Source organism: Paracoccus sp. DMF, from assembly GCF_004407025.1.
In the GTDB taxonomy this organism is placed as follows: Bacteria; Pseudomonadota; Alphaproteobacteria; order Rhodobacterales; family Rhodobacteraceae; genus Paracoccus; species Paracoccus aminovorans_B.
Genome location: NZ_SOKV02000005.1, coordinates 110357 through 136143 on the forward strand (window position 1 = coordinate 110357; position 25787 = coordinate 136143).

Genomic DNA, 25787 nt, shown 5'->3' on the forward strand with positions numbered 1-25787 from the left:
GGGCCTATGAACCAGGATTATCTGCATCGTATCCGCCACGCCGGTTTGCGCGACCGCGTGGTCAGCGCCGAGGCGGCCGCCGGCCTGATCCGCGACGGCATGGTGCTGGGCATGTCCGGCTTTACCCGCGCGGGCGAGGCCAAGGCGGTGCCGATGGCCCTGGCCGAGCGCGCGAAGCGTGAGCCGATGAAGGTCACGCTGATGACCGGGGCCTCGCTCGGCAACGACCTCGACAAGACCATGGCCGAGGCGCATCTGCTGTCGCGCCGCATCCCCTTCATGTCCGACCCGGCCCTGCGCCGCGCCATCAACGCGGGCGAGGTCATGTATATCGACCAGCACCTGTCCGAGACGGTCGAGCAGCTGCGCACCTGCCAGCTGCCGCCGGTGGACATCGCCATCATCGAGGCGGTGGCGATCACCGAACAGGGCGGCATCGTGCCCACCACCTCGGTCGGCAATTCGGCCAGCTTCGCGCTGCTGGCCGACAAGGTGATCGTCGAGATCAACCTGAGCCAGCCCGAGACGCTGGAGGGGCTGCACGACATCTATATCCCGACCTATCGCCCGACCCGGACGCCGATCCCGGTCGTGGCGCCGGAAAGCCGGGTCGGCTATCCCTTCATCCCGGTGCCGCCCGAGCGCATCGCGGCCATCGTCGTCTCGACCAAGCTCGACTCGTCCTCGACCGTGCTGGACCCGGACGCCGAGACCCGTGCCATCGCCGGCCACCTGACCGAGTTCCTGAAAAACGAGGTGGCGCATTCCCGGATGCCCGGCCATCTGCATCCCTTGCAGGCCGGCATCGGCACCATTGCCAATGCGGTGCTGCACGGCTTCATCGACAGCCCGTTCCACGACCTGACGATGTATAGCGAGGTCCTGCAAGATTCGACCTTCGACCTGATGGATGCGGGCAAGATGGTCTTTGCCTCGGGCTCGTCCATCACGCTGTCGGCGCCGAAATATGCCGAGGTGATGGCGCGGTTCCAGGACTACAAGCCCAGGCTGGTGCTGCGGCCGCAGGAGATCTCGAACCATCCCGAGGTGGTGCGGCGGCTGGGGCTGATCTGCATCAACACGGCGCTGGAGTTCGATCTCTACGGCAACGTGAACTCGACCCATGTCATGGGCACGCAGATGATGAACGGCATCGGCGGCTCGGGCGATTTCGCGCGGAATGCCTATCTGTCGGTCTTCGTGACGAAATCCATGGCCAAGGGCGGGCGGATCTCCTCGGTGGTGCCGATGGTCAGCCATGTCGACCATACCGAGCATGACGTGGATATCCTGGTGACCGAGCAGGGGCTGGCTGATCTGCGCGGCCTTGCCCCGCGCGAGCGGGCGCGGGTGATCCTGGCCCATTGTGTGGCGCCCGAATGGCGCGACGCGCTGGCGGATTACCACGCGCGGGCGCTGGTGCGCGGCGGGCATACGCCGCATGTGATCGAGGAGGCGCTGAGCTGGCACGACCGGCTGCGCCGCACCGGCAGCATGAGGCCGGAATAAGGCAGACGCGCCCGGCGATCCTGCGCGGGCGCGTTTCCTGTCAGGCGGTAGCGGGGGCTCTGCCCCCCGCCGATCCGACCCCTCGATGGGGTCGGATCGGCGTCCCCCGGGGTATTTTCAGAACAAAGAAGCTCACCAGGCCGGGATGACGGCGCCCTGGTATTTCTCCTCGATGAAGGTCTTCACCGCCGGATCGTGATAGGCCTCGACCAGCTCCTTGGCCCAATCCGCATTCTCGTCGGCCTTGCGCACCACGATGACATTGGCATAGGGGCTGTCGGCCTGTTCCATGGCGATGGCGTCCTTGTTGGGGTTCAGCCCGGCGTCCAGCGCGTAATTGGTGTTGATGACGGCGATGTCGGCATCGGCCAGGGTGCGCGGCAACTGCGCGGCCTCGAGTTCCAGGAACTTCAGGTTCTTCGGGTTCTCGGCAACATCCAGCGGCGAGGGCGTCAGCCCGGTGCCCTCGGCCAGCTTGATCAGCCCCTTGGCCTGCAGGATCAGCAGGGCGCGGCCGCCGTTGGTCGGGTCGTTCGGGATCGCCACCTTGGCGCCCTCGGGCAGCGCGTCCAGCGATTTCAGCTTTTCGGAATAGACCCCCATCGGCGTGGTGATGGTCTTGCCGATGGTCACCAGATCGAAGCCGCGGTCCTTGATCTGGTTGTCCAGATAGGGCTGGTGCTGGAAGCTGTTGGCGCTCAGGTCGCCGTCGTTCAGCGCCTGGTTCGGCACCACGTAATCGGTGAATTCGACGATGTCGATGGTCAGCCCCTTGGCGGCAGCGACCTTGGCCACCTCTTCCATGATCTCGGCATGCTCGCCGACCGAGACGCCGACCTTGATTTCCTCGGCCGCGGCCATGGCGGCCGTCAGCGCGAGAGCCGAAGCGAGAAGGGCGATCTTACGCATCATATGTCCTTTCGGTTATTGGCCCCGGTTGCGCGGGGCGCGTTTGTCGAAGCGGGAGGCGATCCATTCGCCGCAGCTTTGCACCAGTTGCACCAGCACGATCAGGATGACGACCACCGCCAGCATGACCTCGGGCATGAAGCGCTGGTAGCCGTAGCGGATGCCGAGATCGCCCAGGCCTTCGCCGCCGACCGCGCCGACCATGGCGGAATAGCCGATCAGGCTGACCACGGCGAGCGTCAGGCCCAAGATGATGCCGGGCATCGCCTCGGGGATCAGCACCTTGCGCACGATCTGGCCGGGCGTGGCGCCCATGGCGCGGGCGGCCTCGATCAGGCCGGCATCGACCTCGCGGATCGCGGTTTCGATCAGCCGGGCGATGAAGGGGGCGGCCGCGATGGTCAAGGGCACGATGGCCGCCGTGGTCCCGATCGAGGTGCCGGCGATCAGCCGGGTGAAGGGGATGATCGCCACCACCAGGATGATGAACGGGGTCGAGCGCGCTGCATTCACCACGAGGCCGAGGACGGTGTTCAACCAGGGCGCGGACAGCAGCTCGCCCCGGCGCGAGGTGGCCAGGAACACGCCCAGCGGCCCGCCGATCAGCGTACCGATCAGCGTCGACATGGCGACCATGTAGAGCGTCTGCAGCGTGGCTTCCCACAGGATCGGGATCAGGTTAGCCGACATAGCCCAACACCTCGGTCAGAAGCCCGTGTTCCTCGAGGAAGGCCTGCGATTCGGCCAGTCGCGCCGCCGGCAGGCCGACGATCAGGCTGCCGAAGGGGCGGGCGCCGATTTCCTCGATGGCGCCGGCCAGGATGTTGACGCCGACGCCGCGCTCGGCGGTCAGCCGCGCCAGCATCGGGTCGGTGGCATGGGCGCCGATGAAGGTGATCTGCACCACCGCCTGCGCGTCGGTGCCCTGCGGCGCCTCCCGCATCTGGCCGGCGACGAATTGCGGCACCGCGACGCCGGTCACCCCGGTCAGGAAGGAGCGCGTGGTGGCATGGGCGGGCTTCGAGAACACGTCGTAGGTCTCGCCCGCCTCGACGATGCGGCCGGCCTCGATCACCGCGACATGGCTGCAGATGTCGCGCACCACCGCCATTTCATGGGTGATGAGCAGGATGGTCAGGCCGAGGTCGCGGTTGATCGCCTGCAAGAGCTCCAGCACCTGCCGGGTGGTGTCGGGGTCCAAGGCCGAGGTGGCCTCGTCCGACAGGAGCACGCGCGGGCCGGTGGCGAGCGCCCGGGCGATGCCGACGCGCTGCTTCTGCCCGCCCGAGAGCTCGGCCGGATAGCGCCTGGCCTGGGCGGTCAGGCCGACGCGCTCGGTCAGCTCGGCGGCGCGCGGGGCGATCTTTGCGGCATCGACCCCGGCGATCTCCAGCGGCAGGGCGATGTTTTCCGCCACGGTGCGGCTGGCGAGCAGGTTGAAATGCTGGAAGATCATCCCGACTTCGCGCCGGACGCGACGCAGCGCGGTGCCGGTGGCGGCGCCGACATCGTGGTCGTTGACGATCACCTTGCCGGAACTCGGCCGCTCGAGCCCGTTCACCATGCGCAAAAGCGTCGACTTGCCGGCGCCCGAGCGGCCGATGATGCCGGTGATCGCGCCCTGCGGCACGTCCAGCCAGATGTCGTGCAGCGCCACCACGTCGCTGCCGCCCTTTTGCGGATAGCGGCGCGTCACGCCCTGGAATGAGATTGCCGGCTCTGCCATCTGCCCCCGTGCCTTGAATGTCAGCCGCAGACCTATGCCCGGCGGGCCGGGCTTGGCAAGGGGCAGGGGACGCGCAAAGGGGCAATGCCATTCCAAAACCCGGCCCGGGTGGTGGAATGGCGTTCCTTTCGCGGGGATTACGCTGCGGAAAGCGCGGCGACGATGGGGCCGAAGTCGCTGGCCTTGAGGCTGGCGCCGCCGACCAGCGCGCCGTTCACATGCGGGATGGCGAAGATTTCCGCCGCGTTGCCCGGCCTGACCGAGCCGCCATAGAGCAGGGCGAAGTCGGCGCCGTCGGCGAAGCGCGCGGCCAGGCGGTCGCGCATCAGGGCATGGACCTCGGCGATCTGGTCGTTCGTCGGGGTGCGGCCGGTGCCGATGGCCCAGACCGGCTCATAGGCGATCACCGTGTTCGCCGCCGTGGCGCAATCGGGCACCGAGCCGGCGAGCTGGGCCGAGATCACGTCCAGCGTCTGGCCCGCATCGCGCTGCGCCTCGGTCTCGCCGACGCAGATCACCGCGACCAGGCCCGCCTCATGCGCGGCGACGGCTTTGGCGGCGACCTGGGCGTCGGTCTCGGCATGGTCGGTGCGGCGCTCGGAATGGCCGAGGATGACGTGGCTCGCGCCCACGTCCTTCAGCTGCTGGGCGGCGATGTCGCCGGTATGGGCGCCCGAGGCTTTCGCATGGCAGTCCTGGCCGCCGGTGGCGATGCCCTTGGCCGCCACGGCCTGGACCAGCACCGCGGGCGGGCAGATCAGAACGTCGCAGCCCGCCGGTTGCGCCAGGATGGCGTCGATCTCGGCCAGCGCGGCCAGGGTTCCGTTCATCTTCCAATTGCCGGCGGCGAGTTTGCGCGGGGCCATCAGCCTCTCCCTTGTTGTGCTGTCAGGGGATTAGGCCGGCTGCCGGGACGGATCAAGGATGTCTGCGCTAACGCCCGGCACGCTAGAGCTTTGGCGCGGCACCCGCGGTATTGCCGGCGATGGCGAAGCTGACCGATTCGCCACAGCCGCAGGCGTCGGTGACGTTGGGGTTGCGGAACCTGAAGCCTGATTCGAGCATGCCGGTTTCATAGTCGATCTCGGTCCCGAACAGATACATCTGCGCGGTGGGCGCGATCAGCACCCGCGCCGCGCCCTGTTCGACGACCTCGTCGCCGGGCGAGGCGGTCTCGGCCAGTTCCATGGTGTATTCCATGCCGGCGCAGCCGCCCTTCTTCAGGCCGATGCGCAGCCCGCTGGCGGATTTCGCGGCCATCAGCCGGGCGATCTGGCGCTCGGCCGCTTGGGTGATGGTGACGGGACTTTTGCCGGGGATGGAAAACATCGGGGACTTCCTTGTTCGCTGCCCTTTATCTAGGGGCGTCGGGGCTGCCGCTCAAGGGGTGCTTGACTCTGGTAGCGGGGCGGCTATAAGCGCCGCTTCATTGGTGTTGGTGGACCCCGCAAGGGGAACCCTGTCGGGCATTATGCCAAAGGACAACGCCCTTCGACAACGTGTAAAGAAGGAGATCAGCGATGACCAAACGCACCGCTGCCAAGTACAAGATCGACCGCCGCATGGGCGAAAACATCTGGGGCCGCGCCAAGTCGCCGCTGAACAAGCGCGAATACGGCCCGGGCCAGCACGGCCAGCGCCGCAAGGGCAAGCTGTCGGACTTCGGCACCCAGCTGCGCGCCAAGCAGAAGCTGAAAGGCTATTACGGCGACCTGACCGAGAAGCAGTTCCGCCGCATCTATGCGGAAGCCGAGCGCGTCAAGGGCGACACCGGCGAGAACCTGATCGGCCTCCTGGAGCGCCGCCTGGACGCCGTGGTCTATCGCGCCAAGTTCGTGCCGACCATCTTTGCCGCCCGCCAGTTCGTGAACCACGGCCATGTGGAAGTGAACGGCAAGCGCGTGAACATCGCCTCCTACCGCGTCAAGGAAGGCGACGTGATCTCGATCCGCGAGCGTTCGCGCCAGCTGGCCATCGTGCTGGAAGCCGTCGCCCTGACCGAGCGTGACGTTCCGGACTACCTGGAAGTCGACCACAACAAGATGACCGCGAATTTCGTGCGTCAGCCGGCCCTGGGCGACGTGCCCTATGCCGTGCAGATGGAACCGAACCTGGTCGTCGAATTCTACGCCAAGAACTGATCCTTTCGGGTCAGACGGGTTGCAGGGCCGTCCCTTCGGGGGCGGCCTTTTCGTTTTGCGGCACGGTCGCGGGGGTATTTCGGGAGCAAAGAAGCGCGGGCCGTGCCCCCAGGGCCACAACCGGGGCTGGTAACGATCCTGTGGATTGCGGCCCCGGCCCGCGGTCTGGAATGAGGGGCTGCGCGGACAGATCTCGGAGGAGGCGATGCGGCTTGTGGCGGTTTTGATGGCGGTGCTGGCACTGCCGGCGGCGGCGCAGGAAAAGCCTGCGGCCGAGGAGAAGCTCTGGACCTGCGAGACCTCGATCGCGGGCGAGAAGACCGAGATCAACTATGTCCGCGACGCCGAATTCCGCGAGAATGTCGGGCGGCTCGAGAAGAATCTCTCGGGTTGGGGGCGGATTTCCTGCCCGGGCTACGTCACCCTGCGCGAGATCCTGCGCCGCAACCAGATGGCCGACGACGGCAGCTATTGCCTGTTGTGGGACAAGGCCGGGGACACCTACATCGGGGCGCAGAAGGGCGCGCGCAAGGGCAATGCGCTGTGCCGCAAGACCTTTTGCGAGCGGGTGAATTCAACCCGGCAGGCGACCTTCCGCAATGCCAATGCGCTGGCCGTCGCCGGCTATGACGCGGTGACGCAGCGGCCCGGGGCGACGATCCTGGCCGCGACCTCGGGCTCGATGGTCGGCACGCTGGAGGCGGCGGGGGCGGCGGCGATGGGCGTCGCGGCCTCGCCGGTGGCGGTGGGGTCGATGGTGATCGGCTCGGCCGCGGTGGGCGGCACCATGTGGTATTGCGCCGAGGAATAGGCTTCGCGCGCAGCGATGTCCGGGGGCCGTGCGCGCAGGCGTGCGGCCTTTTGCTTTTCGGGGCTTGCGCCGGGTGCCGCAGCTATTTAGTTATGTAATAACGTAACTAAATGGAGCGAGACGATGCGAGGGATCGGATGGGGTGCGGCGGCCTTGGCGCTGCTGCTGGCGGCAGGGCCGGGCATGGCCGAGCAGGGCAAGGGGCACAGCCACGAGCATGGCCATGACCACAGCCATGGCGACCCGCAGCAGGCCCAGATCGAGAAGGGCTATTTCGAGGATGCCCAGGTCGCCGGCCGGCCGCTGTCGGACTGGGAGGGCGACTGGCAGTCGGTCTATCCGCTGCTGCAGGACGGCACGCTGGACCCGGTGATGGCGCACAAGGCCGAGCATGGCGACAAGACCGCCGCCGAATACAAGGCCTATTACGACACCGGCTATCGCACCGAGGTCGAGCGGATCGAGATCCACGGCGACACCGTCAGCTTCCATGCCGGCGACAAGGTCCTGACCGGGCAATATGCCTCGGACGGACACGAGATCCTGACCTATGCCAAGGGCAACCGGGGCGTGCGCTTCATCTTCAGGAAGGTTTCGGGCGATGCGGGCGCGCCGGGCTGGTTCCAGTTCAGCGACCACAAGATCGCGCCGGCCAAGGCCGATCACTATCACCTCTACATGGGCGACGACCGGGCGAAGCTGCTGGAGGAGGTGACGAACTGGCCGACCTATTACCCGGCCGCGCTGACGCCGCGGCAGATCGTCGAGGAAATGCAGGCGCATTGAAGGAAAAGGCCCCGGTTTCCCGGGGCCTTTCGCGGCTCAGGCTTTTGCCAGGTTGCGCAGCACGTAATGCAGCACGCCGCCGTTTTCGAGGTATTCGATCTCGACCTCGGTATCGACGCGGGCCTTGAGCTGGATCACCTTCACGGTGCCGTCGGCATAGCGGATCGTCGCCGGGACCAGCGACAGCGGCTTGAAGTCGCCTTCCAGACCGTCGATCGAGATCACCTCGTCGCCGGTCAGGCCCAGGGTCTTGCGGTTGTCGCCGCCGGTGAACTCGAAGGGGATCACGCCCATGCCGACCAAGTTCGAGCGGTGGATGCGCTCGAAGCTCTCGGCGATGACCGCCTTGACGCCCAGCAGGTTGGTGCCCTTGGCCGCCCAGTCGCGGCTGGAGCCCGCGCCGTATTCGATGCCGCCGATCACCACCAGCGGGATGCCCGCGTCCTTGTAGGCCATGGCCGCGTCGTAGATCGAGGTCTGCTGGCCGTCCGGTCCCTTGGAATAGCCGCCCTCGACGCCCTCCAGCATCTCGTTGCGGATGCGGATATTGGCGAAGGTGCCGCGCATCATGACCTCGTGGTTACCCCGGCGCGAGCCGTAGCTGTTGAAGTCGCGCGGTGCCACCTGATGCTCGGTCAGGTATTTCCCGGCCGGCGTGGTCGGCTTGAAGGAGCCGGCCGGCGAGATGTGGTCGGTGGTGATCATGTCGCCCAGCAGCGCCAGGATGCGGGCGCCGTCGATATTGTGGATCCGGCCCTTCTGCGGGCCCATGCCCTGGAAATAGGGCGGGTTGCGGATATAGGTCGAGCTCGGCGGCCAGTCATAGGTCTCGCTGTCGGTCACCTCGACCGCCTGCCAGCGCGCGTCGCCCCTGAAGACGTCGGCGTATTTCTGCTGGAACATCTCGCGGGTGACGATGCTTTCGACCAGCTCCGCGACCTCTTTCGAGGTCGGCCAGATGTCCTTCAGGAACACCGGCTGGCCTTCGGGTGTATGGGCCAGCGGCTGGGTGGTCAGGTCGATGTTCATGTCGCCGGCGATGGCATAGGCCACGACCAGCGGCGGCGAGGCCAGGTAGTTGGCGCGCACGTCGGGCGAAATCCGGCCCTCGAAGTTGCGGTTGCCGGACAGGACCGAGACCGCGACCAGGTCGTTTTCGTTGATCGATTTCGAGATCTCGGGCGCCAGCGGGCCGGAGTTGCCGATGCAGGTGGTGCAGCCGAAGCCGACCAGGTTGAAGCCCAGCGCGTCGAGGTCGTCCTGCAGGTCCGCCGCCTTCAGATATTCCTCGACCACCTGGCTGCCGGGCGCCAGCGAGGTCTTGACCCAGGGCTTGCTGGTCAGGCCAAGCGCGCGCGCCTTGCGGGCGACGAGCCCCGCCGCCATCAGCACATAGGGGTTCGAGGTATTGGTGCAGGAGGTGATCGCCGCGATCACCACCGAGCCGTCGCGCAGGGTATAGGCCTGGCCCTCGACGGTGCCGGTGTTCAGGTGGCCGTGATGGCCGCCCGGAATCTCGGCAGGCGCGGGGTCGGGGGCGCCGCCTTCGCGGGTCATCAGCTCTTTCTCGGCCTTGGGGGCCGAGGGTGCCGGGCGCATGCCCAGGATATAGTCGCGGAACGCCTTGGCCGAATCGGTCAGCGCGACATGGTCCTGCGGCCGTTTCGGGCCCGAGATCGCCGGAACGACGTCGGCCTGGTCCAGTTCCAGCGTCGAGCTGTAGACCGGCGCGTAATCCGGCGTCCGCCAGAAGCCGTTCTCCCTGGCATAGGCCTCGACCAGGGCGATGCGCGATTCGTCGCGGCCGGTCTGGCGCAGATAGCGCAGGGTTTCGTTGTCGATCGGGAAGAAGCCGCAGGTGGCGCCGTATTCGGGGGCCATATTGGCGATGGTGGCGCGGTCGGGCAGCGGCATGTGGTCCAGCCCGTCGCCGTAGAATTCCACGAACTTGCCGACGACGCCGTGCTTGCGCAGCATCTGCACCACCTTCAGCACCAGGTCGGTGGCGGTCACGCCCTCGCGCAGCGCGCCGGTGATCTTGAAGCCGACGACCTCGGGGATCAGCATCGAGATCGGCTGGCCCAGCATGGCCGCCTCGGCCTCGATGCCGCCGACGCCCCAGCCCAGCACGGCAAGGCCGTTGACCATCGTCGTATGCGAGTCGGTGCCGACCAGCGTGTCGGGATAGGCCACTTCGACGCCGTTCTGGTCGGTGTCGGTCCAGACCGTCTGCGCCAGGTATTCCAGGTTCACCTGATGGCAGATGCCGGTGCCCGGCGGCACCACGCGGAAGTTGTTGAAGGCGTTCTGCCCCCATTTCAGGAAGGTATAGCGCTCCATGTTGCGCTCGTATTCCAGGTCGACGTTCATCTGGAAGGCGCGGGGCGTGCCGAATTCGTCGACCATGACCGAGTGGTCGATGACCAGGTCGACCGGGTTCAGCGGGTTGATCCGCTGCGGGTTGCCGCCCAGCGCCTTGATGCCGTCGCGCATCGCGGCCAAGTCGACCACGGCCGGCACGCCGGTGAAGTCCTGCATCAGCACCCGGGCCGGGCGATAGGCGATCTCGCGCGGGTTCTGGCCGCCTTTTTCCGCCCATTCGGCGAAGGCCTTGATGTCATCCACGCTGACCGTGCGGCCGCCGTCCTCGAAGCGCAGCAGGTTTTCCAGCACCACCTTCAGCGAGGCGGGCAGGCGCGAAAAGTCGCCCAGGCCGGCCTCGGTCGCGGCGGCGATGGAGTAATAGGCGACATTCGCGCCGCCGACCTGAAGCTGGCGGCGCGTCCCGGCGGTGTCGGTTCCTGTTTCGATGGGCATGTCCCGGCTCCCTATCTTCTGAAAAAAGGTGGCTGATGGCGGTGCTTACTGACCATGTGCGCCTTTTCCCGGAGCGGTTCAAGAGGGGCGGGGCAGAATTGTATGCGAAAGTATACCGATATGGCCGCCGGCGGGGCGGGGTTGTGGGATTTGCAACACGGTCACGGCGCCGGAACGAGGCGCTAACAAAGCATTGATTTGTCGTCCGTGCCCCGGCCGGGTTAGCTGACCCGCATCGGAAGGGCCGGGAATGCACAGGACAATGCCGAAGACTCGCGACAACAGGACAGGACCGGAGTCCGGGAAACCCCGTGCCCGGGTGCCGGGCCTGGCGGGCGGAACGCGGATCCTGGCGCTGGTCCTGGCGCTGGCGGCCGGGGTGCCGGCGCTGGCGCAGGACGGTGGCGGCCCGGGTGGCGGCATGGGTGGAGGCCCGGGCGAAAATGTCGCCGGCGGCATGGGGATGGGCGCGGATCATGTCGGCGTCTCGACCCTGTCGGACCCGCCCTCGGCGCCGATGGGCACGGCGCCCGCCGCGCCGATGGACGCGCCGACCGATGCCGCTCTCGCGGACGGTCCCGAACCCTCCGCCCCCGCCGAGCCCGAGGATGACGGCATCATCGGCCTGATCCCGGCGCCCGAGGGCGAGCCGGGCCTGCCTGCCGACCTGCTGCCGCCGATGCAACCCGTGGACCTGGCCGGTCCCGGCGTCGCCGCCTTCGCCGAGGTGCAGGCCCGCCGCATGCTGGGTCCGATCGACCATCCGCCGGTGGTGGTCGAGCTTTTCACCTCGCAGGGCTGTTCGTCCTGCCCGCCCGCGGACGAGATGCTGGGCGATCTGGCCGACCGCGACGACGTGCTGGCGCTGTCCTGGCATGTCGATTACTGGGACTATCTCGGCTGGGCGGACGAATTCGCCCGGCCCGAATTCACCCGCCGCCAGCAGGCCTATGCGCATCAGTCGGGCGAGCGGGCGATCTATACCCCGCAGATGATCGTCGGCGGCAGCGACACGCTGATCGCGCTGCGCCCGGCCGAGCTGATGGGGCTGGTGCAGGGCCAGATGGCGCGCCCGCCCATGGTCATGGTCTCGTCCAGCCAGCAGGAGGAAGGCTATCGCATCGAGCTGACGCCGCGCGGCGCGATCCGCGACCGGGTGGCGATCATCCTGGTGCGCTATGCCCCGGCCCGCATGGTCACGATCAAGGCCGGCGAGAACCGCGGCGTGGCGCTGAACTATCGCAACGTGGTCCTGGCGGCCGAGCGTGTCGCCGAATGGGACGGCCGTGCGCCGCTGCGCATGACCGTGAAGCCCGATCCGCAAAGCGGCGACGCCTTCCCCACCGACACCCGCCATGCCATCCTGGCGCAGGAGCTGGGCAGCGGCGACCCGCGCGCCGCCAGCGGCCCGATCCTGGCCGCGATCCGGCTGGACTGAACCCGCCATCCGGGGCACAAGCGCGCATCCCGCCGATGAAAGGAACCTCTGCCCGTGTCCGATGCCCGCAAGTCCGACGCCCGCAAGATCAACCCCTGGCTCAAGGCCGCGCTGGAATTCGGGCCGCTGATCCTGTTCTTCCTGGTCTTCTCGCGCTTCCGCGACCACGCGGTCAGCTTCGGCGGGCGGGACTATTCCGGCTTCATCCTGGCGACGCTGGTCTTCATCCCGGTGCTGGTCGCCTCGACCCTGGCGCTGTGGCGGCTGACGGGCAAGCTGGCGCCGATGCAGATCGCGACGCTGGTGCTGGTCGTGGTCTTCGGCGGGCTGTCGGTCTGGCTCAACGATCCGAAATTCTTCAAGATGAAGCCGACGCTGATCTACCTGATTTTCGCGGGTCTCCTGGGCATCAGCCTGGCGCTGGGCCGCAACTGGCTGCAGCTTGTCATGTCCGACGCGCTGCCGATGCGCGCCGAGGGCTGGCGCATCCTGACCATCCGCATGGTGGCGCTGTTCCTGGGCCTGGCGCTTGCCAACGAGCTGGTCTGGCGGCTGATGTCGGAAACCGCCTGGGTTAACTTCAAGACCTTCGGCCTGCCGGCGATCATGGTGGCCTTCTTCGTGCTGAACGCCCGGCTTTTCGAACGCTACGCCTTGCCCGGGGATCAGTGACGCCTTGATCGGCCGGCGACGGGGGCGTATCGGGGATTCAGCCCCAAGGAGTCCGCGCCATGTCTGACAAGCCCCTGCACCCCCGCACCCGCGCCATCCACCACGGCATCCGCCGCAGCCAATATGGCGAGATGGCCGAGGCGCTGTTCATGACCCAGGGCTTTGCCTACGACAGCGCCGAGCAGGCCGAGGCGCGCTTCATCAAGGCCGGCCCGGACGAGTTCATCTATGCCCGCTACGGCAACCCGACCTCGCGCATGTTCGAGGACCGGATCGCCAGCCTGGAAGGCACCGAGGACGCCTTTGCCACCGCCTCGGGCATGGCGGCGGTGAATGGCGCGCTGATGTGCTTTGCCAAGCCCGGCGACCATATCGTGTCCTCCCGTGCGCTGTTCGGCTCGTGTCTCTATGTGCTCGACGTGCTGGCCCGCTTCGGCGTCGAGGTGAGCTATGTCGACGGCACCGACCTTGACCAGTGGCGTGCGGCGATCAGGCCCGACACCCGTGCGGTGTTCTTCGAATCGGTCTCGAACCCGACGCTGGAGGTGGTCGATATCGCGGGCGTCGCCGCGCTGGCCCGGGCCGTGGGCGCGCTGGTCGTGGTCGACAACGTCTTCGCCACCCCGGTCTACAGCCGCGCGGTCGAGCAGGGCGCCGACGTGGTGGTCTATTCCACCACCAAGCACATCGACGGCTCGGGGCGCTGCCTGGGCGGCGTGATCTGCGGCACCCGGCAATTCGTGCGCGAGGTGGCCGAGCCCTATCTGAAACACACCGGCGCCGCGATCAGCCCCTTCAACGCCTGGCTGATGCTGAACGGGCTGAACACGCTGGACCTGCGGGTCCGGGCCCAGACCGACAGCGCCCTGGCGCTGGCCCGGGCGCTGCAGGACATGGCCGGCGTGACCCGGGTGGTCTATCCGGGCCTGCCCGACCATCCGCAATTCGATCTGGTGCAGCGCCAGATGGGGGCGGGCGGCACGATGATCGCCGCCGATGTCGGCAGCAAGGAGGCCGCCTTCGCCGCCATGGACCGGCTGCGGGTCTTCGAGATCTCGAACAACCTCGGCGATGCCAAGTCGATCGTCACCCATCCCGCAACCACGACGCATTCGCGCCTGACCCCCGAGGTGCGCGAGGGCCTGGGCATCACCCCGGGCCTGCTGCGGCTGTCGGTCGGGCTGGAACATGCCGACGATCTGATCGACGATCTGCGTCAGGCGCTGGCCTGAACCCGGGTGCATCCGCATTAAGTCGGACGCCCCTTTTGTTTTGGCTGTATAATGCCCACATTGCAGCCGGACCTGCCCCAGGGAGACGACGATGACCGAGGCCCGCCCCGTCGCCACCGAACGCGCCTATCCGGCGCTGTCGCGCGAATACCCCAGTGATTTCCGCGTGGACGACGCCTACAAGGCCAGCCTGCCGGACCTGCAGAATGGTCCGGCCAGCCTGATCGTGGGCGCCCGCGCGCCGATCCAGCATGTCGGCATCTCGAACTTCCGCCTGCCGATCCGCTACGAGACCCGGCCCGATTCGACGCATCTGGGCGGCGACATCACGCTGGAAACCAGCGTCACCGGTACCGTCAGCCTGGAGGCCGACCGCAAGGGCATCAACATGAGCCGCATCATGCGCTCGTTCTATGCCCATGCCGAAAAGCAGTTCTCGATGCGGGTGCTGCAGGCGGCGCTGGACGACTACAAGTCCGACCTGGACAGTTTCGATGCCCGCATCCAGATGCGGCTCAGCTACCCGATCCGGGTCGAATCGCTGCGTTCGGGCCTGTCGGGCTGGCAGTATTACGACGTGGCGCTGGAGCTGGTCGAGCGCGCCGGCCACCGGCTGCGCATCATGCATTTCGACTATGTCTATTCCTCGACCTGCCCCTGCTCGCTGGAGCTCAGCGAACATGCCCGCCAGATGCGCGGCCAGTTGGCGACGCCGCATTCGCAGCGTTCGGTGGCGCGCATCTCGGTGGTGATGCATGGCGATACGCTGTGGTTCGAGGATATGGTCGACCTCTGCCGCCGCGCCGTCGCCACGGAAACCCAGGTCATGGTGAAACGCGAGGACGAGCAGGCCTTTGCCGAGCTGAACGCGGCGAACCCGATCTTCGTCGAGGATGCCGTGCGCGCCTTTGCCGGCGAACTGATGGCCGAGCCGCGCATCGGCGATTTCCGCGTCGTCGCCAGCCACCAGGAATCGCTGCATTCGCATGACGCGGTATCGGTGCTGACCCAGGGCGAGACCTTCGCGCAGGTCAGCCTGGATCCGTCGATCTTTGCCGGGCTGCGGGCGTGAACAAGCCGTGAACACGGGCTTCCCTCGGCGGCCCGTCGTCGCTATGCTGCCGGCATGAGCGATTTCGACGATTCCGACGCCTTCGAGGCCGCCGCCGCCCCGGTGCCGCTTTCGCAGCGCGCCATGTCGGCGCGGCCGGCGCCCTATCTGGAGGGGTTGAACGCGGCGCAACGCGCGGCGGTCGAGGCGCTGGACGGCCCCGTCCTGCTGTTGGCCGGGGCAGGGACCGGCAAGACCCGGGCGCTGACCACCCGCATCGCGCATCTGCTGACCCTGGGCCGCGCGCGGCCGGGGCAGATCCTGGCCGTGACCTTCACCAACAAGGCCGCGCGCGAGATGAAGGATCGCATCGGCCGCCTGCTGGGCGAGATGGTCGAGGGCATGCCCTGGCTCGGCACCTTCCACAGCGTCAGCGTCAAGATCCTGCGCCGCCATGCCGAGCTGGTCGGCGACGCCGAATTGCACCTGAAGCCCAGCTTCACCATCCTCGACACCGACGACCAGATCCGGCTGATGAAGCAGCTGATCGCGGCCGAGAACATCGACGAAAAGCGCTGGCCGGCGCGGCAACTGGCCGGGCTGATCGACGGCTGGAAGAACCGCTGCATCACCCCCGCCCGGCTGCCCAAGGGCGAGGAACGTGCCTTCGACGGCTGGGGCGGCAAGCTCTATGCCGCCTATCAGCGCCGGCTCCTCGAGCTGAACGCCGTCGATTTCGGCGACCTGCTAATGCATTGCGTCACCATCTTCCAGGCCCACCCGGACGTGCTGCGCCAGTGGCAGGAGCGGTTCCGCTATATCCTCGTCGACGAATACCAGGACACCAACGTCGCGCAATACATGTGGCTGCGGCTGCTGGCCCAGGCGCATCGCAACATCTGCTGCGTCGGCGACGACGACCAGTCGATCTATGGCTGGCGCGGCGCCGAGGTCGGCAACATCCTGCGCTTCGAAAGCGATTTCCCCGGCGCCCAGGTGATCCGGCTGGAGCAGAACTATCGCTCGACCCCGCATATCCTGGCCGCGGCCTCGGGGCTGATCGCGTCGAACAAGGGGCGGCTGGGCAAGACGCTCTGGACCGATGCCGAGGGCGGCGAGCCGGTGCGCCTGATCGGCCATTGGGACAGCGAGGCCGAGGCGCGCTGGATCGGCGAGGAGATCGAGGCCTTCCACGGCGGCCACCGCCACAGCGTCGGCCGGCGCAGCCTGAACGACATCGCCATTCTCGTGCGCGCCAGCCACCAGATGCGCGCCTTCGAGGACCGCTTCATGACCATCGGCCTGCCCTATCGGGTGATCGGCGGGCCGCGCTTCTACGAACGCCAGGAAATCCGCGACGCCATGGCCTATTTCCGGCTGGCGGTCAGCCCCACCGACGACCTCGCGTTCGAGCGCATCGTGAACGTGCCGAAGCGCGGCCTGGGCGACAAGGCGGTGCAGACCATCCAGGCCGAGGCGCGCGAGCGCGGCCTGTCGCTGCTGGAAGGCGCCGCCTCGGCGGTGGCGGTGGGCGCGCTGGGCGGCAAGGGCGCCGGCGCCCTGCGCCAGTTCACGCAAGCCATGGGCCGCTGGCACGCCGACGCGCTGGACGCCCGCGTGAACCACGTCGAGCTGGCCGAGCGCATCCTGGACGAATCCGGCTATACCGCGATGTGGCAGAACGACAAATCGCCCGACGCGCCGGGCCGGCTCGACAACCTCAAGGAATTGGTCAAGGCGCTGGAGGAGTTCGAAAACCTGCAAGGTTTCCTGGAACACGTCGCGCTGGTCATGGACAATGACAAGGGCGAGCAGGCCGAGCAGGTCAGCATCATGACGCTGCACGCCGCCAAGGGGCTGGAATACCCCATCGTCTTCCTGCCGGGATGGGAGGACGGGCTGTTCCCCAGCCAGCGCAGCATGGACGAATCCGGCATGAAGGGCCTCGAGGAGGAGCGCCGCCTGGCCTATGTCGGCATCACCCGGGCCGAGGAGCTGGCCACCATCACCTTCGCCGGCAACCGCCGCATGTATGGGCAATGGCAATCCTCGCTGCCCTCGCGCTTCATCGACGAACTGCCCGAGGAGCACGTCGAGGTGCTGACGCCCCCCGGCCTCTATGGCGGCGGCTATGGCGCGGCGGCGGCTTTCGCGGCGTCGTCCATGCACGACCGCGCCGCCAGGGCCGATGTCTACAATTCGCCGGGCTGGAAGCGCATGCAGGACCGCAGCGCGGCCCGCGCCCAGCCGGTGCACCGCACGCCGGTCATCATCGACGCCGAGCCGGCCGCGCGCTTTGCCGTCGGCGACCGGGTGTTTCACCAGAAATTCGGCAATGGCACCGTGCAGGGCATTGCCGAGGACACGCTGACCATCGAATTCCCGACCGGCTTCAAGACCATCAAGGCGGGCTATGTGCAGCCCGCCTCGGGTGCCTCGTCGGGCGCCTCCACCGACGACGTGCCGTTCTAGAGCGCGGCCCGCACCACATCCGCCAAGGGCGTGGTCGGCCGTCCGATCAGCGCCGACAGCTGCCGGCCGTCGTCGAACAGCGCGCCCTGGCTGGCGCCCACGTCCCAGCTGGCGATCGCCGCCGCCAGCCCTTCCGGCAGCCCGGCCCCGACCAGCGCCGCGGCATAATCCGCCTCGGAAAGGTTGCGATAGGGGATGTCCTTGCCGCTCTGGCGCGAGACCTCGGCGGCAAGATCGGCCAGCGTCCAGGCCTCGTCGCCGGCCAGCTCATGGGTCTTGCCGGCGTGGCTGCCATCCGCGGCCACGATCGCCGCGGCATCGGCATAATCCGCCCGCGCCGCGCCCGAGATCCGGCCCGCGCCCGCCGCCCCGATCAGCGCGCCGTGCTGCAAGGCGGCCGGAACCGCGCCAGTGTAATTCTCGGCATACCAGCCATTGCGCAGGATCACATGCGGAATGCCGGATTCGGCCAGCGCCGCCTCGGTCGCCACATGCTCGCCCGCCAGCGACAGCGGCGAGCGGTCGGCATGCAGCAGGCTGGTATAGACGATCTGCCCGACGCCGGCGGCCTTGGCCGCCGCGATCACGGCGCGGTGCTGCGCTTCGCGCTTGCCGACCTCGCTCGAGGAAATCAGCACCAGCCGCGCGACGCCCGCCAGCGCCGGCGCCAGCGTCTCGGGCCGGTCATAGTCGAAGGCGCGGGTCTCGACGCCCGGCTCGGCCTTTTCCGGCGAGCGCGCCAGGGCGACGATCTCGCCCGCGGGCAGCAGGGTCTTCAGCTTCTCGATGGTCAGGCGGCCCAACTGGCCGGTGGCTCCGGTGACGGCAATGGTCATGGGGTTTCTCCTTCTTGTGCCGGGCAAGATAGGCGCCTAACTTACGATCCGTAAGTACGAACGGAAATGTTAGTATGCAGAATTTCGAGCGCGGAAACCTGCTGGCGGCGGCCTGCCCGTCGCGGGACGTGCTGCGGCGCCTGACCGGGCGCTGGGGCATGCTGGTGCTGTGGGCGCTGAGCGCCGGCCCGCAACGCTTCGGCGGCTTGCGCAAGCGCATCGGCGGGGTCAGCGAGCGGATGCTGGCGCAGACCCTGCAGGGGCTGGAAACCGACGGCATGGTGCTGCGCCGCGACTTCGGCACCGTGCCGCCGCATGTGGAATACGAACTGACGCCCCTGGGCCAGCAGGCGGCGGCGCGCGTCGCTGCGCTGCTCGACTGGATCGAGGACAGCCTGCCCAGCATCGCCCGCAACTGGCCGGATTCCTGACCGGATCGCCGGGTGGCAGATGCCGCAAGATGGGTATTTGAAGAACGAAGAAGCAGGGCGCGGCGTCCATGGCTTCTTTGCTCTTCAAATACCCCTGCACCCGCGCCGCCACCCCGGCGCTTGACCCCTCGCGCGCCAAGGCCTATCTGAGCCTCGCGCGGATGGCCGGATGACCGCGGCGGCAACGTCGAGGAAAGTCCGGACTCCATGAAGATACGGTGCCGGGTAACGCCCGGCGGGGGCAACCCCAGGGAAAGCGCCACAGAGATGAGACCGCCCGTGCCTGCACGGGTAAGGGTGAAACGGTGGGGTAAGAGCCCACCGCGGGCCTGGCAACAGGACCGGCACGGCAAGCCCCACCGGGAGCAATGCCGAATAGGGACCGCGCGTCGCAAGACAGGGCCATCTTCGCCCCAGCAGGTCCGGGTTGGCAGCTAGATCCCGTCGGCAACGGCGGGGCCAGAGGAATGGTCATCCAAGGGGGCGACCCCTGGACAAAATCCGGCTTACAGGCCATCCGCGCATATCCGCTGCCCGCGCCGGCGAAATCCGGTGATTCCCGGTTGACTTCGCCCGCATGGCGGCTAAAAGGCGGCTTCCAAGAGATTCCACGGGGTTCGCGAGCGAAGCGTCTGTCCCCGCAGCAGGAGCAAGACAATGGCGAAGCCGACCACCATCAAGATCCGCCTGAACTCGAGCGCCGGGACCGGGCATTTCTACGTGACCAAGAAGAACGCCCGCACGATGACCGAGAAGATGACGGTCAACAAATACGACCCGGTTGCCCGCAAGCATGTCGAATACAAGGAAGGCAAGATCAAGTAACGATCTTGCGCCCTTGGGCCGATTTTCTCTTTAACTTCATCTAGTTAAGAGGCGGTCGAGAAGGGCGGAAAAAGTTGTGTAGGCGGTTGTGTAGGCAGTCGCCGTAAGGGCAGGGTGTTGCAGAGATGCAGCGCCCTTTTCCTTTTGAGCGCGGCTTACCCGTCAGACAAGATCGCGGGCGCCACGTCACCGGCCAGCGGTTCACGCGACAAGAACACCTGTTTGAAGCCCATGGCGTCCCCGCCCGTGCGGGTCATGGCCAAAGAAACTTCCGGGGTCGGGTCACCGGGGAACGCCGAGTAGCGCCGAACCATGAACGTGTCGCCCAGATCGGGCAGCGCCAGCGGATTGAGCGTCACCGGATCGGGCAGGATCGAGATTTTGAACATGCCCGAGTACTCGCCCGTAGCGCCCGCCCATTCGTCGGGCTGGCCGAAGTCAAACACGGCATAGGCATGGCATAGCTTGGCCCACTCATAGGAGCCATCGGGGCCGACAAGCTCATGGCCGTTCGAGTCGCGGGCCACGGTCCAGATCGACACGCGACGGCAGGCCGGATGCAGCTTGGCCGCGCGTTGCAGGTTCTGAAACAGGTGTTTCGGGTTCATCACTCGCCCCCCGCTGCAATGGGCTTGCTGGCCCCCTCGGGCAGGCTCACGTTGTCCCAGCCCACCAACGCCATGGCTGTGGCGAGGGGAACGCCCGACTGCACCAGAGAGCCAACCGCCCGCGCCCGGCCCGCCACGTCAGCCGACATGAGGTCTTGCAGGCCCAGCCGTGACACGCCGATCTTGCGCGATAGCTCGGGCGTAATCATGCGGGCCAGCGGGTCCAGCGTTGTGAGCGCGAAAGCCCGCATCTGTTCGCGGATCGCGCCAGCATTCCCCGAAGCGGTCAGCATACCGGGCGGGATGCCACAAGCGGCAAGCACCCGGTCGTGAAGGTCGCGGGCCGTGGCATCCAAGCCAGCGCGGGCCAGATCGGGCGTCAGGTCCACGCGCTTGAATTCGGATCGACTGCCCCCGGTATGGTGCCCAAAATCTTCCTTGCTCGAAACCACGGCCAAAGAGCCGGTGCGCAGCCCTTGAATCGCCTTGGTCTGTTGATCCTCGGGGATGGTGGCCGGGATCGGAAGCAGGCCCTTGCCGGTCCATGGAAGCGCCCCGCTCACGGTCACCTCAATATCCGCCAGCAGGGAAGGCGACAACCCCATGAAGGACAACGGCCCGCGTCCCTGCCATGGCGTCTCGGGGCTGGCACCGATGGACAGCGAAAGGACTTCATCGCCCAGAGCTTTGAGCGTGTCGGTTCCGGTCGGGCGCGGTAGGGTCAGGTTCCATCGGTCGCGTTCCACCATATCCCAGAACGCCGCGCGGCGCAGTTGGATCGCAGAGCCTTCCAACCCGATATGCCAGACGGATTGGCCGCGAAAGAACAGGTCCAGCCCGATTGCGCCCAGCACGTCAGGCGTCAGCACGTCCGAAGGCTCGGGCACCAGCATGGCGAATGAACGTGACCAGAGGCCAGCCGCCGCGCCGATGGTAGCCGACAGCGTTGCCGATCCTTCCGAGGTCGCGGCCCGCCGCTTGGCTTCAATGTAAACATTCGTCACGCCAGCGGCATGAGAGCGGGTTTCAGCGCGGTTGAACAGGAAGCGGAACGGGTTCATTTGCGCACCTCACTTGCCAGCAGCGCCCCAGCACCGGACCCGTAAAAGATGCCCATAAGCGCCTCACGGCTCAAGGTCGTGTCGCCTTGCGTCTGGCTCTTGAATTCGCGGCGCTGGGGTAGCTGAACAAGCTGATAGAGCGCCAGATTGGCAACCGCCTGGACAACATGCGAAGGCAGCGGATCGACAGGGGCGGTCGGGCTTTGGGTCAGGCGATACAGGTTGCCCGGATAGAGCATCAGCCAGCCCGCGCGATATTCGACGCTACGCGCCTGCCAGCCGCGCGTTTCATCGCTCCATACCTCGGAAAGGATCGCCGCCGGGTAAGGGTATCTCGGCCACCTCCATTCGGTCAGTTCGTCCACCTCTATCAGCACCTCGCCCGCCGTGATGCCGCGATAGCACCTGCCGGTGAACGTCTCGGCTTGCTCATAGGCGGCTGCAATGAACGCGGCGGCTTGTGCCTCGGTCACGCCAGCCTCTAGGGCAATCTCGGATACGGAAGGCGCAGCGGGAACGGGGCCGGTTTGAAAGTCCACCTCGATTGATTTGATGGTCATGGCAGGATGATCCTTTGCGTCGTGCGGCGGGTTTCGGGCAGTCGCAGCGCCCGCAATTCGGCTTGGCTTTCGCGATAGGCGGGCAGCGTCACCAGCGAGAGTTCGTAAAGCACAAGCTGAAATAGCTGCCGGATCATCACGCCGGGGTTGCCGGGTTCCGGAATCAGCTTTTCAGCGCCCGGCACCACGTCCTTGGGCGGAACGCGGAAGCCCGGACTCAACCCCACGAATGAGGCCAGCGCCCAGCATAATCAACAGATCGGTGATATGGGTTGCCCGCTCGGCACCGAGGGGAATCTGGGCGATGAATTCCAAGAATTCTTCTGTGTCGTTGAATTCGAGGGTGCCCGCCTCTTTCGAGGCAATCGGCTTGTCGTAGCTATGCCCGACAAGCAAATGCACGTCGCGGTCAGGCGCATTGATGCTGAAATTGAACGCCCCCGGTTCGATGCTTTCTTTTCGGACGGTGCCACGGTCAGCGATGGTCGCCAGCGCCTTATAGGGGAAGCGCCCGACAATGGTCGGACGCTTATCTTGTGAACGGATTTCCAGCCCCGACACGGGCCAGATCGGGGCTATGTTCATGGCGATTACACCCGGTCTTGCACGTTGGTCAGGGCAAGGAAATGGGTGCCCAGCCGCTGCACCAGCACGTCAACAAAGGTGAAAACCGTCAGCGCGACTTGGCCGGTTTTGCTTTCGCTGTACGGGTCCACGATCAGTTCCGGCGCGCCCCAAGTCGGAATAAGGGCGAGGCCGTCAGGCGCACCGACGAACACGGTGGACGCGCCCTTGCCAGTACTGTCGCGGGCAGCGGTGGGGCTGATTTGCGACGAAAAGACGGGCTTGCCCAGAGTGGTTTGCAGGCGGTCGAGGTCCGAAACCGCCGTGCCGGTCACCAGAGCATTGGCGAGGGTTTCCAGCAGAATGGGCGCGGCCCCGATCTTGATCTTGCCCAGATCGGCCAGCTTCGCGCTTTCCATCACCGACACGGCAGCGGCCAGCAGCGTGGAGAAATGCGGGGGTGCGCCCACGTCATCCGTGCGATTGGCAGCGTCCAGCAGGCCAGCGAGGCCCAGCGGCTGGCCGTTCGCGCCCGTGCCTTGGAACGCGGCCTTGTCCACCGCCTCGCGCATCACCTCTTGCAGATCGCGCCGCAACACGCCCTCAAGCGCGGGGTTCTCTTTGATCGACTGGCGCGACAGCAGGTAACGGGCCGTCGCCGTCTTGATGGACGGGGTGCGGGTCGTGGTGGTGATCGCCTCGGCATCGGTGCCTTGGCCTTCCGCCACCCAATGGGCCGACGCGCCCGAGGTCATTTCCGGCCACGAAGGCTTGCCGCTCACGGCCACGGTACGGAAGCCGAACCGCTCGGCAGCAGAGTCAGCAAAGAGCCGTTCCAGCGCCGACATGACGGGGCGCGAAGCAAGGTTGCCGCCGCTGGCCGGGGTGGTGGTGACTGGCACATCGGCGCGTTGCTCCACCGGGGCGAGGGCTTCCCACGGCACCATGATGTCGCCCTTTTGCGCCCCGCCGTGGCGCTGATGAAGTTCTTGGCTGACTTCCAGTTCGCGGCCCGTGAGCGGCAGGCTTTCGGATCGGGCTTCCACGACAGCCGCCAGATTGAACGAGCGGCATTCCCGCGCGAAGTCATCGCCCGCCTTGTCCGTTTCCTTGATCGCCTCGCGTTCGGCACCTTCCACGATCAGCGCGGCGCGGTACTCGATTTCAGCGCCCGAATAAGCATCGGTCAGGCTGCGCAGTTCGGTGCGGCCCTCATCCCCGACTTCCTCGGACTTCTGGATTTCGGCCATGCGTTCCCGCCGTTTCGACTGGGCCAGCATGATCTCTTGCGACTTCAACATGGTATCTTTCCTTAACGTGCAAACTGTTGCATATTTCCATAGTGTTATATGGTGGTAGTTAGTTACCTACGGTGTTTCACCGGATTATGTCCGCAGTCGTCAGGCCAGCCGCTAACAGGAATTGCTTTCTGCCCTTGATCTTGGTTCGGGCTTTCAGACGGTTTTTCGGGGGCTTGGCTTGGTGATCGCCCCAGCGTTCCCGCGCCGATTTCTGGCTGTGGCATGGGCCGCAGAGCCATTGCAGATTGTCCATGTCAAAGGGGTTGCCCCCGGTCACGGCCAGTTCGCGGCGCGGTATGATATGATCGGCCTGCCCAGCGCCACGGCCCCGCAAGAACGCATATGTCTCGCAGCACTCGCAGCGCATCCCAGCGCGAAGGGCCACGGCTTGGCGGGTCGCCTGCCATCTGGTCAGGTGCAGCATCTGGCCAAGCTTGGGCATCGGGGTGCGGGCCATCAGAGCAACACCACGCTGTATTGCGGCGGCACCCGTTCCCGATCTTCCAGCATTGCGGAACAGCCCAGAACCAACGCTTGCGCCAAGTCGATCCGCGAAAACCGGGACGCTTTGTCGAGTTGGCAAGCGCCGGTATAGGAAACCCGCACGTCAGTTTCGCCCAAGGCGAGATTCATGAGGTCGGACGGGTGCAGCTTCACCGATCCAGACAGGAACAGCTTGCGCGTGGCCCGAATGTCCGCATCGCCGTCCTTGGGGCCATTGCCACGGAAGCGTGGTTTCCATGCGATGTCCGCCCGTGCAAGAGCGGTCAGCAGTTCCTCGCGCCGGTATCGGTCGCATGAGACAGAGGCCACCGGATGCGGGCCGATCTTCGCCACCAGAGCCGAAAGGAATTGCGGCAGATCGGTGACGCTTCCCGCCGTGGTGATCAGGTCGCCAGCCTGTTCCGCCCGCGCATAGGCATCGCCGCAACCGTCGCGCTGGCCGCGCTGATAGAGGTCCATCGGCTCGGATGGGAAGGCCGACAGGTGACGGATAAAGCCCGACTGATGGACGATGCAGGCGGCAGTCTGGGCGCTACTCCCACCAAGATCGAGTCCGATATGGACGGGCTCCTCGGGCAGCGGCCCCGCCTCGGGATCAATGGCCTTTTCGTAATCCGCGAAGTCCAGCAGCAGTTCTTTCGCCGGGGTTAGGCGGGCATTCAGGTTCCAAGCCTCGAAGTCGCGTAGGGTGCCCGCCGCCTCTGCCTTGCCGAATTGGTCAGCCATGAAGCGTTCGGACTTGATCGCCCCGAGGCCGGGATTGCAGCGCCGCCAGACTTCCGGGCTGGCAGGATCATCGCCGCGTTGCATCCCGTAGAACACGACAGCCGTGCGCGGGGGCGGGTTGTCGATCAGTTCAGCATATTCCCGAGACTCGCCCAACGTCCCGGTTACGAGCAAGATTCCATTCTCAATGGCGAGCGCATCGGTGAAATTGTCGATCAGCACCGAATTGCGCTTGAGCAAGCCCGCTTCATCCACCAGCGCGACATTGAGGGACGCGCCATGGCCCGAGGTCTTGGAGCCGCTGTAGATATCGCACCGCGCCCCGCCCTTGGTGGTGAAATATCCGGGGCTGGGGTGCTGGATAACCTTGGCCTCGCCCTTCCGGCCCGCCGCGTCCAGCAGTTCAAGCGCCGCCTGAAAGATGAACATGGCATGGCGTCCGGTCGGGGCCGTGATGCCAGCCCGGCAACCGGGAATGGAAACCGGACTATCGGGCAGCATGAAGCCCAGCAGCAGCGTTGCCAGCACCAGCGTCTTGCCATTCTTCCTCGGGGTGCTGAAAATTGCCATGCGGTGCGCGGGGTCGGGGCCGTCGCGTTCGAGAACCAGCCGCACGTAATCTTGCTGGAATGGTTCGAGGATCAGCGGTTGCCCACGCTTTGGGCCAGCCGCGAAAACGAACGTATCCGCCAGCCATGCGAAAAACGCCTCTGCCCGATCCACCGGGGAAGCGTCAGCAACAGGTTTTTTCAGCCGGATTACGGCCATGCAGAGAACCTCAAACCTTACGTTGAGGCCCTCCTTGGC

Annotated in this window: 26 protein-coding genes and 1 other RNA gene; 12 read left to right on the forward strand and 15 right to left on the reverse strand. The window is 66.5% G+C overall.

Annotated elements, in window-relative coordinates; all coding sequences use genetic code 11:
- Positions 1-6 precede the first annotated feature (6 nt).
- Positions 7-1509 carry an acetyl-CoA hydrolase/transferase family protein gene (locus tag E3D03_RS04515; RefSeq protein ID WP_263565989.1) on the forward strand — a complete coding sequence of 501 codons (1503 nt, stop codon included), beginning with the start codon at positions 7-9 and terminating at the stop codon, positions 1507-1509.
- A 132-nt stretch (positions 1510-1641) separates the two neighbouring features.
- Here E3D03_RS04515 and E3D03_RS04520 read toward each other — a convergent pair whose 3' ends face one another.
- The 5 genes from E3D03_RS04520 to E3D03_RS04540 form a co-directional block, all read right to left on the reverse strand.
- On the reverse strand, positions 1642-2418 hold the full coding sequence (locus E3D03_RS04520) for a MetQ/NlpA family ABC transporter substrate-binding protein (RefSeq protein ID WP_263565990.1): 777 nt from the start codon (positions 2416-2418) through the stop codon (positions 1642-1644).
- Positions 2419-2433: 15 nt separating this feature from the next.
- Positions 2434-3108: a methionine ABC transporter permease gene (locus E3D03_RS04525; protein WP_263565991.1), complete on the reverse strand. Its 675-nt coding sequence runs from the start codon at positions 3106-3108 to the stop codon at positions 2434-2436.
- The gene (locus E3D03_RS04530; protein ID WP_263565992.1) at positions 3098-4144 is read right to left on the reverse strand and encodes a methionine ABC transporter ATP-binding protein; all 1047 of its coding nucleotides are present in this window, start codon (positions 4142-4144) and stop codon (positions 3098-3100) included. The genes E3D03_RS04525 and E3D03_RS04530 overlap by 11 nt, the downstream gene beginning before the upstream one ends.
- A 137-nt stretch (positions 4145-4281) precedes the next feature.
- Positions 4282-5010 (reverse strand): triose-phosphate isomerase, encoded by a 729-nt coding sequence (gene tpiA / locus E3D03_RS04535; RefSeq protein ID WP_263565993.1) that lies wholly within the window; start codon positions 5008-5010, stop codon positions 4282-4284.
- Between the two features lie 82 nt (positions 5011-5092).
- Complete coding sequence (locus E3D03_RS04540) at positions 5093-5473, reverse strand: HesB/IscA family protein (RefSeq protein WP_062561120.1); 381 nt, start codon at positions 5471-5473, stop codon at positions 5093-5095.
- Positions 5474-5664: 191 nt separating this feature from the next.
- On the opposite strand from E3D03_RS04540, the gene rpsD reads away from it, so the two are divergent.
- The 3 genes from rpsD (at position 5665) to E3D03_RS04555 (ending at position 7882) form a co-directional block, all read left to right on the forward strand.
- Positions 5665-6285 (forward strand): 30S ribosomal protein S4, encoded by a 621-nt coding sequence (gene rpsD, locus E3D03_RS04545; protein ID WP_062561119.1) that lies wholly within the window; start codon positions 5665-5667, stop codon positions 6283-6285.
- Positions 6286-6511: 226 nt separating this feature from the next.
- A complete protein-coding gene (locus E3D03_RS04550) occupies positions 6512-7096 on the forward strand; it encodes a hypothetical protein (RefSeq protein ID WP_263565994.1) in 585 nt (194 codons plus the stop codon).
- Positions 7097-7219: 123 nt separating this feature from the next.
- Positions 7220-7882 carry a ZinT family metal-binding protein gene (locus tag E3D03_RS04555; protein ID WP_263565995.1) on the forward strand — a complete coding sequence of 221 codons (663 nt, stop codon included), beginning with the start codon at positions 7220-7222 and terminating at the stop codon, positions 7880-7882.
- A 36-nt stretch (positions 7883-7918) separates the two neighbouring features.
- Here E3D03_RS04555 and acnA read toward each other — a convergent pair whose 3' ends face one another.
- The gene (gene acnA / locus E3D03_RS04560; RefSeq protein ID WP_263565996.1) at positions 7919-10699 is read right to left on the reverse strand and encodes an aconitate hydratase AcnA; all 2781 of its coding nucleotides are present in this window, start codon (positions 10697-10699) and stop codon (positions 7919-7921) included.
- A 262-nt stretch (positions 10700-10961) separates the two neighbouring features.
- Here acnA and E3D03_RS04565 point away from each other — a divergent pair, with 262 nt between their 5' ends.
- From E3D03_RS04565 to E3D03_RS04585, 5 genes are all read left to right on the forward strand, one after another.
- Positions 10962-12137, forward strand: coding sequence for a DUF1223 domain-containing protein (locus E3D03_RS04565; RefSeq protein ID WP_263565997.1), 1176 nt, complete (start codon positions 10962-10964; stop codon positions 12135-12137).
- Between the two features lie 54 nt (positions 12138-12191).
- The gene (locus E3D03_RS04570) at positions 12192-12809 is read left to right on the forward strand and encodes an inner membrane-spanning protein YciB (protein ID WP_263565998.1); all 618 of its coding nucleotides are present in this window, start codon (positions 12192-12194) and stop codon (positions 12807-12809) included.
- Positions 12810-12868: 59 nt separating this feature from the next.
- Positions 12869-14041, forward strand: coding sequence for an O-succinylhomoserine sulfhydrylase (gene metZ / locus E3D03_RS04575; RefSeq protein ID WP_263565999.1), 1173 nt, complete (start codon positions 12869-12871; stop codon positions 14039-14041).
- Between the two features lie 91 nt (positions 14042-14132).
- Positions 14133-15113, forward strand: coding sequence for a GTP cyclohydrolase FolE2 (gene folE2 / locus E3D03_RS04580; protein WP_062561112.1), 981 nt, complete (start codon positions 14133-14135; stop codon positions 15111-15113).
- Between the two features lie 54 nt (positions 15114-15167).
- Entirely contained in the window at positions 15168-17564 is a 2397-nt protein-coding gene (locus E3D03_RS04585; protein WP_263566000.1) for an ATP-dependent helicase, read from the forward strand.
- Here E3D03_RS04585 and E3D03_RS04590 read toward each other — a convergent pair.
- Positions 17561-18400 carry an NAD(P)H-binding protein gene (locus tag E3D03_RS04590; protein WP_263566001.1) on the reverse strand — a complete coding sequence of 280 codons (840 nt, stop codon included), beginning with the start codon at positions 18398-18400 and terminating at the stop codon, positions 17561-17563. The genes E3D03_RS04585 and E3D03_RS04590 overlap by 4 nt on opposite strands.
- A gap of 74 nt (positions 18401-18474) precedes the next feature.
- On the opposite strand from E3D03_RS04590, the gene E3D03_RS04595 reads away from it, so the two are divergent.
- The 3 genes from E3D03_RS04595 to rpmG all read left to right on the forward strand — a co-directional run bounded on the left by E3D03_RS04595 (position 18475) and on the right by rpmG (position 19656).
- Positions 18475-18831: a winged helix-turn-helix transcriptional regulator gene (locus tag E3D03_RS04595; RefSeq protein ID WP_263566002.1), complete on the forward strand. Its 357-nt coding sequence runs from the start codon at positions 18475-18477 to the stop codon at positions 18829-18831.
- A 157-nt stretch (positions 18832-18988) separates the two neighbouring features.
- Positions 18989-19356: RNase P RNA component class A (gene rnpB, locus E3D03_RS04600), an RNA gene on the forward strand.
- A gap of 132 nt (positions 19357-19488) precedes the next feature.
- Positions 19489-19656: a 50S ribosomal protein L33 gene (gene rpmG, locus E3D03_RS04605; protein ID WP_017999830.1), complete on the forward strand. Its 168-nt coding sequence runs from the start codon at positions 19489-19491 to the stop codon at positions 19654-19656.
- 155 nt (positions 19657-19811) lie between these two features.
- Here rpmG and E3D03_RS04610 read toward each other — a convergent pair whose 3' ends face one another.
- The 8 genes from E3D03_RS04610 to E3D03_RS04645 form a co-directional block, all read right to left on the reverse strand.
- On the reverse strand, positions 19812-20264 hold the full coding sequence (locus E3D03_RS04610; protein ID WP_263566003.1) for a hypothetical protein: 453 nt from the start codon (positions 20262-20264) through the stop codon (positions 19812-19814).
- Positions 20264-21325 carry a phage portal protein gene (locus tag E3D03_RS04615; protein WP_263566004.1) on the reverse strand — a complete coding sequence of 354 codons (1062 nt, stop codon included), beginning with the start codon at positions 21323-21325 and terminating at the stop codon, positions 20264-20266. Before E3D03_RS04615 ends, E3D03_RS04610 begins: the two co-directional genes overlap by 1 nt.
- A complete protein-coding gene (locus E3D03_RS04620) occupies positions 21322-21885 on the reverse strand; it encodes a hypothetical protein (protein ID WP_263566005.1) in 564 nt (187 codons plus the stop codon). Before E3D03_RS04620 ends, E3D03_RS04615 begins: the two co-directional genes overlap by 4 nt.
- A complete protein-coding gene (locus E3D03_RS04625) occupies positions 21882-22070 on the reverse strand; it encodes an HK97 family phage prohead protease (RefSeq protein ID WP_263566006.1) in 189 nt (62 codons plus the stop codon). The genes E3D03_RS04620 and E3D03_RS04625 overlap by 4 nt, the downstream gene beginning before the upstream one ends.
- Positions 22057-22470 carry an HK97 family phage prohead protease gene (locus E3D03_RS04630; protein WP_263566007.1) on the reverse strand — a complete coding sequence of 138 codons (414 nt, stop codon included), beginning with the start codon at positions 22468-22470 and terminating at the stop codon, positions 22057-22059. Before E3D03_RS04630 ends, E3D03_RS04625 begins: the two co-directional genes overlap by 14 nt.
- A 5-nt stretch (positions 22471-22475) precedes the next feature.
- The gene (locus E3D03_RS04635) at positions 22476-23750 is read right to left on the reverse strand and encodes a phage major capsid protein (protein WP_263566008.1); all 1275 of its coding nucleotides are present in this window, start codon (positions 23748-23750) and stop codon (positions 22476-22478) included.
- Positions 23751-23826: 76 nt separating this feature from the next.
- Positions 23827-24207: an HNH endonuclease gene (locus tag E3D03_RS04640; protein WP_263566009.1), complete on the reverse strand. Its 381-nt coding sequence runs from the start codon at positions 24205-24207 to the stop codon at positions 23827-23829.
- On the reverse strand, positions 24207-25748 hold the full coding sequence (locus E3D03_RS04645) for a hypothetical protein (RefSeq protein WP_263566010.1): 1542 nt from the start codon (positions 25746-25748) through the stop codon (positions 24207-24209). The genes E3D03_RS04640 and E3D03_RS04645 overlap by 1 nt, the downstream gene beginning before the upstream one ends.
- Positions 25749-25787 lie beyond the last annotated feature (39 nt).